The sequence below is a fragment of the Streptomyces sp. NPDC054841 genome (assembly GCF_053611045.1).
Genome location: NZ_JBSGZO010000401.1, coordinates 1 through 8,054, shown reverse-complemented (window position 1 = coordinate 8,054; position 8,054 = coordinate 1). Strand labels below are relative to the sequence as shown.

Annotated in this window: 10 protein-coding genes; 7 read left to right on the top strand and 3 right to left on the bottom strand. The window is 69.0% G+C overall.

Translation table 11 applies throughout. The features are described 5' to 3' along the window. Positions 1-47: 47 nt before the first annotated feature. From ACWGI8_RS34570 to ACWGI8_RS34550, 5 genes are all read left to right on the top strand, one after another. A complete protein-coding gene (locus ACWGI8_RS34570) occupies positions 48-572 on the top strand; it encodes an N-acetyltransferase family protein (protein WP_453667067.1) in 525 nt (174 codons plus the stop codon). Positions 573-650: 78 nt separating this feature from the next. Next, positions 651-941 carry a DUF4229 domain-containing protein gene (locus ACWGI8_RS34565; RefSeq protein WP_453667063.1) on the top strand — a complete coding sequence of 97 codons (291 nt, stop codon included), beginning with the start codon at positions 651-653 and terminating at the stop codon, positions 939-941. 353 nt (positions 942-1,294) lie between these two features. Then, complete coding sequence (locus ACWGI8_RS34560) at positions 1,295-2,641, top strand: dicarboxylate/amino acid:cation symporter (protein ID WP_453667061.1); 1,347 nt, start codon at positions 1,295-1,297, stop codon at positions 2,639-2,641. A gap of 179 nt (positions 2,642-2,820) precedes the next feature. Then, entirely contained in the window at positions 2,821-2,895 is a 75-nt protein-coding gene (locus ACWGI8_RS34555) for a 50S ribosomal protein bL37 (RefSeq protein WP_099048249.1), read from the top strand. 140 nt (positions 2,896-3,035) lie between these two features. Beyond that, complete coding sequence (locus ACWGI8_RS34550) at positions 3,036-3,656, top strand: TetR/AcrR family transcriptional regulator (RefSeq protein ID WP_453667065.1); 621 nt, start codon at positions 3,036-3,038, stop codon at positions 3,654-3,656. A gap of 91 nt (positions 3,657-3,747) precedes the next feature. Here ACWGI8_RS34550 and ACWGI8_RS34545 read toward each other — a convergent pair whose 3' ends face one another. Both ACWGI8_RS34545 and ACWGI8_RS34540 read right to left on the bottom strand, forming a co-directional pair. Beyond that, positions 3,748-4,146: a DnaJ family domain-containing protein gene (locus ACWGI8_RS34545; protein ID WP_453667060.1), complete on the bottom strand. Its 399-nt coding sequence runs from the start codon at positions 4,144-4,146 to the stop codon at positions 3,748-3,750. Positions 4,147-4,353: 207 nt separating this feature from the next. Next, on the bottom strand, positions 4,354-4,557 hold the full coding sequence (locus ACWGI8_RS34540) for a cold-shock protein (RefSeq protein WP_003967102.1): 204 nt from the start codon (positions 4,555-4,557) through the stop codon (positions 4,354-4,356). A 276-nt stretch (positions 4,558-4,833) separates the two neighbouring features. Between ACWGI8_RS34540 and ACWGI8_RS34535 the strand changes: the two genes are divergently transcribed. Further along, positions 4,834-5,721, top strand: coding sequence for a menaquinone biosynthetic enzyme MqnA/MqnD family protein (locus tag ACWGI8_RS34535; protein ID WP_453667058.1), 888 nt, complete (start codon positions 4,834-4,836; stop codon positions 5,719-5,721). Positions 5,722-5,791: 70 nt separating this feature from the next. Here ACWGI8_RS34535 and ACWGI8_RS34530 read toward each other — a convergent pair whose 3' ends face one another. Further along, positions 5,792-6,874 (bottom strand): alpha/beta hydrolase, encoded by a 1,083-nt coding sequence (locus ACWGI8_RS34530; protein ID WP_453667057.1) that lies wholly within the window; start codon positions 6,872-6,874, stop codon positions 5,792-5,794. A gap of 191 nt (positions 6,875-7,065) precedes the next feature. Between ACWGI8_RS34530 and ACWGI8_RS34525 the strand changes: the two genes are divergently transcribed. Then, positions 7,066-8,054 (top strand): serine/threonine-protein kinase (locus ACWGI8_RS34525; RefSeq protein WP_453667055.1); only part of this gene is annotated, 989 nt, incomplete at its 3' end.

Sequence of the window (8,054 nt, the reverse complement as noted above, 5' to 3'; positions counted from 1 at the left end):
CCCCCGGACCGAATGGGGCGTTGAACCCGGACGGTTATTGTCTGGCCATGGCTCTTGTCTTCACGCTCGATCCGCCGGTCGACCGCGCGCTGCGCGACGGCGTTCTCGGGCTCTGGACGGACGTGTCGAACGCTGACGGGGCCGTCGGGTTCGTGCCGCCCGTGACCGCGGAAGAGATCCGTCCCGAGCTGGTGCGGCATCTCGTCGCGATGGCCGAGGGGCGGGCGCGGCTGCTCGTCGGGCGAGACCCGGACGGGGAGGTCGCGGCCGCCGCGTTCCTCACGTACAACACGCACCGGCTGATGCGGCACTGGGTCTGGCTCTACACCGTGATGGTGCATCCGCGGCATCAGGGCAAGGGATACGGCCGCGAACTGCTCGCCGCGGCCGCCGACGCCGCCGGCGGGCTGGACGGCGTCAGGGCGATACGGCTCACCTGTCGTGGTGGCACCGGGCTGGAGCGGTTCTACGCGTCGTGCGGCTACAAGGAGGTCGGGCGTGTGCCCGACGCGATCCGGGTCACCGACGGGGACTATCGCGACGACATCACGATGCTGCTCCCTTTGAACTGATCAAGCGGCTCCCCCTGAACTGATCGATTCGGCACGTGCTTCACTTGTCGGGCAACCAAGTGAAGGGAAGGGGCCGTCGTGTCCGACAGCAAGACGAGCGCCACGCTCCGGTACACCCTCATGCGGTTCGGCATCTTCGCCGGCTGCTTCGCCGTCCTCTCGGGGCTGGTGTATCTCCGCGTACTGCCGAGGGGTCTGGGCGACTCCAACCTGCTGTGGGTGCTGGTCCTCTCGGTCCTGCTCTCGGCGCCGCTCAGCCTCGTCCTGCTGCGCAAGCAGCGCGACGCGATGTCCGAGCAGGTCGCGCCCAAGATCGACCGGGTCAAGTCCCGCCTGGAGGCGAACCGCACCAGGGAAGACGTCCAGTAGGCGGAGCGTAAGCTTCCTCACACATCCCCGAAGCCCCAGGCAGGAGCACCCGCTCCGGCGCTGGGGCTTCGGCGTGTCCGGATGTGCCATGGCGCATTCTCGCCTCAAAGGTCAGCTTTGAGGTTCTCAAAGTTCAAGTGTTAACGTGTTCGGCATGACGACAGCAGTGCGCCCCGGAACAGTCATGAGCCTCCCGCTCGTGGCGCGCCTGCATGTCGACCTGTGCCGCTGTATGTCCGCGGTCTGTTGCCGCTCGGTCTGACCCGGCATCACGCAGCGGCGCTTCCGAGCGCACGGACGCCGCACCCCTGTTCCCCCGTATTCCCCGATACGCCTTCCCGGAGTGTGTCCCCGTGTCCGCGAACTCCGCGACGCCCACCCGCGCCAGCCACATACCCAAGGTCCCCTTCTGGGCCCAGATCGTCGCCGGTCTCGTGCTCGGCGCCCTGCTCGGCTGGCTCGCCCGCAGCCAGGACATCAACTGGCTCTACAAGACCCTGGAGCAGATCGGCGGCATCTTCGTCCAGTTGCTGAAGCTGGCCGTCGCCCCGCTCGTCTTCTTCGCGATCCTGGTGTCGATCACCAATCTGCGGAAGGTCAACAACGCCGCCCGGCTGGCGACCCGCACCCTGCTCTGGTTCATGATCACGTCGTTGATCGCGGTCGCCATCGGCCTCACGATCGGCCTGCTCACCAACCCGGGCGCAGGCACCGGTCTGACGCCCAAGGACGGCAAGCTGCCCGAGCACGCCGGCTCCTGGATCGACTTCCTCACCGGCATCATCCCGACGGACGTCATCACCCCCTTCACCGAGCTGAACGTCCTTCAGATCGTCTTCATGGCCGCCGTCGCCGGTATCGCGGCCCTCAAGCTCGGCGACCGCGCCAAGCCGATCCTCGCCCTCAGCGAGTCCGTCCTGGAGCTGCTCCAGAAGGCCCTGTGGTGGGTCATCCGCCTCGCCCCGATCGGCACCGTCGGCCTCATCGGCTACGCCATCGCCGACTACGGCTGGGACCTGATCGGCAAGTACGCGACCTTCACCGCCGACGTCTACATCGGCTGCGCGCTCGTCCTGTTCGGCGTCTACCCGCTGCTGCTCGCGACCGTCGCCAAGGTCAACCCGCTGCAGTTCTTCAAGGGCGCCTGGCCGGCGATCCAGCTGGCCTTCGTCTCCCGCTCGTCGGTCGGCACGATGCCGGTCACCCAGAAGGTCACCGAGCGCCTCGGCGTCCCGAAGGAGTACACCTCCTTCGCCGTGCCGTTCGGCGCGACGACCAAGATGGACGGCTGCGCCGCGATCTACCCGGCGCTCGCCGCGATCTTCATCGCCCAGATCTTCGGTGTCGAGCTCGGCATCCAGGACTACCTCCTGATCGCCTTCGTCTCGGTCGTCGGCTCCGCGGCCACCGCGGGCCTCACCGGCGCGACGGTCATGCTGACGCTGACCCTGTCCACCCTGGGCCTTCCGCTGGAGGGCGTGGGTCTGCTCATGGCGATCGACCCGATCCTGGACATGATTCGCACGGCCACGAACGTTGCCGGTCAAGTTGTATGCCCGTTGCTGGTCGCGGCCCGCGAGAAGATCCTGGACCACGACGCGTACAACGCGGCGTCGGCCTCGCCGGTGGACGACATCGAGGTGCGCGACGCCGAGGTACGCGCCGCCGAGCAGAAGGTGGCCGTGCCGGTCACCGTGTGAGGCGGTTCTCCGTCGACGGGCCCTCACCCTCGGGTGGGGGCCCGTTCGCGTGGAACGGCGGGCGCGTTTCGCGTCGGAACGGCGGGCGTTCCTCAGTGGGCCCGTGGGTGCGGAGCCCAGGTGGCGAACCTAGACTGACGAAGGCATGGAGAAAGTCCTGAAATAAGGAGATCCATACCATGTCGAAGCGAGGCAACAAGCGGCGGGCCCGCAAGGGGAAGAAGGCCAACCACGGCAAGCGCCCCAACGCCTGAGAAGTCACCGAAGGCCGTTCTCCCGTCCGGGAGAGCGGCCTTCGGCGTTCCGCCTCCGGTGCGGGCCTTACTCTTGCCGAACAGTAGATCGGTAAGCCGGGAGGGCGTCTGACGTGGGTGATGCCGGTAAGGGCAAGCGGATGCCGCGTGCCATGCGCGAGCAGCAGATGCTGGACGCCGCGGTGCGGACGTTCGGGCAGCGCGGCTACCGGGCGGCGTCCATGGATGAGATCGCCGAGCTCGCGGGCGTGTCCAAGCCGCTGGTCTATCTCTACCTGAACTCCAAGGAGGACCTCTTCACGGCGTGCATCCGGCGCGAGGCCGACGCTCTCGTCGCGGCGGTGCGGGCGGCGGTGGAGCCGGGGCTTCCGGCGGACCGGCAGCTGTGGGAGGGGCTCGCGGCGTTCTTCCGGCACACCGCGGATCACCCGGACGCGTGGGCGGTGCTGCACCGGCAGGCGCGGACGCACGGTGAGCCGTTCGCCGCGGAAGTGACGGTGATGCGCGACGAGATCGTGGCGTTCGTGACCGGGCTCATCGGGGCGGCGGCGCGGGAGACCCACGGCGACGGTGAGCTCGCCGACCGGGACGTGGTGGGGCTCGCTCAGGCGCTCGTGGGCGCGGCGGAGTCGCTGGCCGGCTGGGCCAACGAGACGCCGGGCGTCTCGGCGAAGGAGGCGGCGGCGACGCTGATGAACTTCGCGTGGGAGGGACTGGGCAGCCTCATGAAGGGGGAGCGGTGGTCGCCGTCCGTCCGATGAGAGAAGGGCGAGCGGGAAGCCGAGGGCCGAGGACATGGGGAGCATGTGATCGAGGGCGGGCCGCGCCGTCGAGATGGCCTGTGCCACCGCGTCAGCCCTGTCTGCGCCGCCAGTCCCGGACGACCTCTTCGACGTCGTACGGCGTCAGCCCCAGCGGCGGGCCGGGCGGCGGGCGGCGGACCGCCGCGGCGATCTTCTCGTTGATCTCGGCGACGATCCGCCGCACCGCGGACTCCGACGGCGCCCGGCCGGCCTTCTCCAGCGCGTCCTCGGCCTCCTTGCGCAGCTGTAGCGTCGGCGGCAGGACCGATATGCCCTCGCGGTGCATCTTGCCCTTGATCCACCACAGCTCGTCGTACGTGTCGTCGCTCTCCGGCAGGGGCTTGCCGAAGCCGGGCAGATCCTTGAAGTCACCGCGCTCCGTCGCCTCGCGGATCTGCTTGTCGACCCACGACTCGAAGCTGACACCCGGCGGTTTGCGCTCGGTCATGTGTTCCAGCGTACGGACGCGGGGGATCTCTTGGTGCGGGTTGTGGACAACCGTTCAGCCGGCGTCCCGGCTGTGGACAACCCGTTCGGCCATGGGGACCGGACAGCCGTCCCCGTGCAAAGGCAGGAGCCCCGCTTCCGTACACGAGGTACGGGAGCAGGGCTCCTTGGGTACTGCTAAGTCGTACGCGATCGCCGACCCGGGCAACTAGGCCGGGGTGACGTTCTCCGCCTGCGGGCCCTTCGGACCCTGAGTGACGTCGAAGTTCACGACCTGGTTCTCCTCGAGGGAGCGGAAGCCAGACGCGTTGATCGCGGAGTAGTGGACGAAGACATCCGGGCCGCCGCCGTCCTGGGCGATGAAGCCGAAGCCCTTTTCAGCGTTGAACCACTTGACGGTTCCGGTAGCCATAAGCCCTCCTTGGGCCAAAGGGTTGCCCTGCTCCAGAACCTGCAAACAAGTCTGAAAACTACAAAAGCCTGCGGGTCACATGCTCCGCAGGCTCTGTACTGCAAGGGAAACCAAACTGCAACTTGCGCTGAGCGTAGCACGCAGGGTGTTCGCTGCGGTAGAGGGAAAGATCACGTCACCCGGAAGTTTGATGCCGTCCTGACATGCTGACGTTTGCGGCGTGGCCAGGGCCGCCCCGGCCATTGGTGCCGCGGCCCGCAGGTCTAGCCTCGCGCTGTGGACAGTCATGCAGAACCTGCAGAAAGCGTCGCCGACGACGGCGACCGTCGCAGCCGGCCGCGCGTCGGTCACATTCAGTTCCTGAACTGCCTGCCCCTCTACTGGGGCCTGGCCCGCACCGGGACGCTCCTCGATCTGGAGCTCACGAAGGACACCCCGGAGAAGCTCTCCGAGCGGCTGGTGCGCGGCGACCTCGACATCGGCCCCGTCACCCTCGTCGAGTATCTGCGCAACGCCGACGACCTCGTCGCCTTCCCCGACATCGCGGTCGGCTGCGACGGGCCTGTCATGTCCTGCGTGATCGTGTCCCAGCTGCCGCTGGAGCAGCTGGACGGCGTGCGCGTCGCCCTCGGCTCCACCTCGCGTACCTCGGTGCGCCTCGCCCAGCTGCTGCTCGCCGAGAGGTACGGCGTTGCGCCGGACTACTACACGTGCCCGCCCGACCTCGGCCTGATGATGCAGGAGGCGGAGGCGGCCGTGCTGATCGGCGACGCCGCCCTGCGGGCCTCGCTGCACGACGCGCCGCGGCTGGGCCTGCACGTCCATGACCTGGGGCAGATGTGGAAGGACTGGACCGGGCTGCCGTTCGTGTTCGCGGTGTGGGCGGCGCGCAAGGACTACCTCGCGCGTGAGCCCCGCGTCGTACGGAAGGTCCACGAGGCCTTCCTGGCCTCCCGTGATCTTTCCCTGGAGGAGGTCACGAAGGTCGCCGAGCAGGCGGCCCGCTGGGAGGCGTTCGACGCGGAGCTGCTGAAGCGGTACTTCACGACGCTCGACTTCCGCTTCGGGCCCGAGCAGCTCGCCGGTGTGCGGGAGTTCGCCCGCCGGACCGGTCCGACGACCGGGTTCCCGGCGGACGTACGGGTCGAGCTGCTCGGCCCCTGAAGCGCGGACGCCGCCCCTCAGGGCCGGAGGCGCGTCGTGGGGAAGTCGGGACGTCAGGGACGTCAGGACGTCAGGACGTGGGGATGGGTGCCTGCATGTGCTCGCTGATCCAGTGGATCGACCCGTCCCCCATGCCCTTCACATAGGTCTTGGCGTTGTGCTCGCCGTCCTGGATGACCTGCAGCCGGGTCTTGACCGGGCCCTTCGTGTAGTTACGGACGAAGGACTTCACCTTCCGCACCGCGGACTCCTTGGTGCCGACCTGGAACGCCAGATAGACATCGCGGTCCTTGCCGGCCGGCTTGCTGCCGAGTGCCTTGGCCAGCTTCTCCGGGTTGTTCGCCTGCTTCTCGGCGGTGTGTCCCGCCCACAGCGGGGAGTCCGGCACGGTGTCGGGCCCGGAGGCGATGACCGCCTTGAACTTGTCGGGGTGCTTCAGGACCGACTTCAGCCCGACGAAGCCGCCCGACGACGACCCCATGAAGGCCCAGCCGTCCCGGGATTTGAACGTACGGAAATTCGCCTTCACGAAATCGGGGACGTCTTCGGTCATCCACGTGCCCATTTTCGGCTGCCCCGGGATATCGCTGCCGTCGTAGTAATACTTGTCGTCCGGGTTGAGTACGGGCATCACGACGATGAACGGAAGGCTCTTCCCCTCCTGCGACCACTCGCTGATGCTGGTCTGCAGCTTCAGATCGGTGCCCATCCAGTAATTGTTCGGGTAGCCGTTGCCGCCGGGGAGCGCGATGAGCACGGGGAAACCGCTGTTCGCGTACTTCGGGTCGAAGTACTGCTTCGGGGCCCAGACCCAGACCTTGCCCGTGAAGCCGGACTTCGCGCCGCGCAGCGTGGTGACGCCGATCTTGGTGCCGTCGTCGATGGTGTTCTCGGTGGTGAACTCCGCCTTGGGCCCCGTCGGCATCAGGGTCTTGGCGGCGGCCTCGGCGGCCGCGCCGCCGCCCTTGCCGGATCCGGTGCCGGATCCGGTGCCGGATCCGGTGCCGGATCCGGAGCTCGCCGCGGAGGACCCGGGGGCCTGTGCGGACGGGCCGTCGAAGGAGAGCGGGTCTCCTTGGTCCGAACAGCCCGCGACGAGCGCGACAGAGCCGAGGGCGACGGCGGCTATGAGGGCTTTGGGCAGGCGTTTCATGACGGACTCCGTGGTTTTATGCGGTGCTTCGTTGCGGTTCCGGATGTGGTGCGCGGTTTACGTCAAGGGAGATGAGGGCCGGGGCAGATCGGTTGGCCCGGAGAGGGACCTATTCGCCGTGATCCGGCCCACGCCGCGTTCTACGCTGTCCCGGACGGACATCGCGCAGTCGGGCGGAATCGGGGGAGCTCATGCAGCCGCTGGAGGCGGGCGAGCCGCAGAGCATCGGTCCGTACCGGCTGCTCGGCCGGCTCGGGGCGGGCGGCATGGGCCGGGTCTATCTCGCGCGTTCCGAAGGCGGCAGGACCGTCGCGGTCAAGGTGGTCCATCCCCATTTCGCGCTCGACGAGCAGTTCCGGGCCCGTTTCCGTCGCGAGGTGGAGGCGGCCCGGCGGGTGGGCGGGGCCTGGACCGCGCCGGTGCTGGACGCGGACCCGGAGGCGCCCGTTCCGTGGGTGGCCACCGGCTATGTGGCCGGACCCCCGCTGGCGCAGGCCGTCGCCGAGTACGGGCCGCTGCCGGACCACACCGTGCGGACGCTGGGCGCGGGGCTCGCCGAGGCACTGGCGGCCGTGCACGCGCTGGACCTGGTCCACCGGGACGTCAAGCCCTCGAACGTACTGCTCGCGCTCGACGGCCCCCGCCTCATCGACTTCGGCATCGCCCGCGCCACCGACGGCACCGCCTCGCTCACCACGACCGGTGTGTCGGTCGGCTCACCCGGCTACATGGCACCCGAACAGATCCTCGGACAGGGCGTCACCGGCGCCGCGGATGTCTTCTCGCTCGGCGCGGTCCTCGCGTACGCCGCGACGGGCGCCGCGCCCTTCCCGGGCGACTCGTCCGCCGCCCTGCTCTACAAGGTGGTCCACGAGGAGCCCGAACTGGGCGGACTGGCCGGGGAGCTGCGCGACATCGTCGCCGCGTGCCTGGCCAAGAACCCGGCCGAACGGCCGGCTCCCGCGGACCTCGCCCGCCGGCTCGCGCCGGGCGGCGCGGGCGCGCTGGTGGGAGCCGGCTGGCTGCCGGGACCACTCGTCGAGCAGGTCAGCCGGTCGGCGGTGCGACTGCTCGATCTGGAGCCCGCGCGGCGGGACCCGGTGGGGTCGGGGCCCGTGCCGTTCACCAGCCAGGCGATGGGGGAGTTCGGCCCGCCGATCGAACCACCGGCTCGGTTTCC

Bases quoted from the DNA above. Each gene is read 5' to 3' on its own strand.
- ACWGI8_RS34570 (WP_453667067.1), top strand. From the start codon at position 48: ATGGCTCTTGTCTTCACGCTCGATCCGCCGGTCGACCGCGCGCTGCGC.
- ACWGI8_RS34550 (WP_453667065.1), top strand. From the start codon at position 3,036: ATGCCGCGTGCCATGCGCGAGCAGCAGATGCTGGACGCCGCGGTGCGG.
- ACWGI8_RS34545 (WP_453667060.1), bottom strand. From the start codon at position 4,146: ATGACCGAGCGCAAACCGCCGGGTGTCAGCTTCGAGTCGTGGGTCGAC.
- ACWGI8_RS34540 (WP_003967102.1), bottom strand. From the start codon at position 4,557: ATGGCTACCGGAACCGTCAAGTGGTTCAACGCTGAAAAGGGCTTCGGC.
- ACWGI8_RS34530 (WP_453667057.1), bottom strand. From the start codon at position 6,874: ATGAAACGCCTGCCCAAAGCCCTCATAGCCGCCGTCGCCCTCGGCTCT.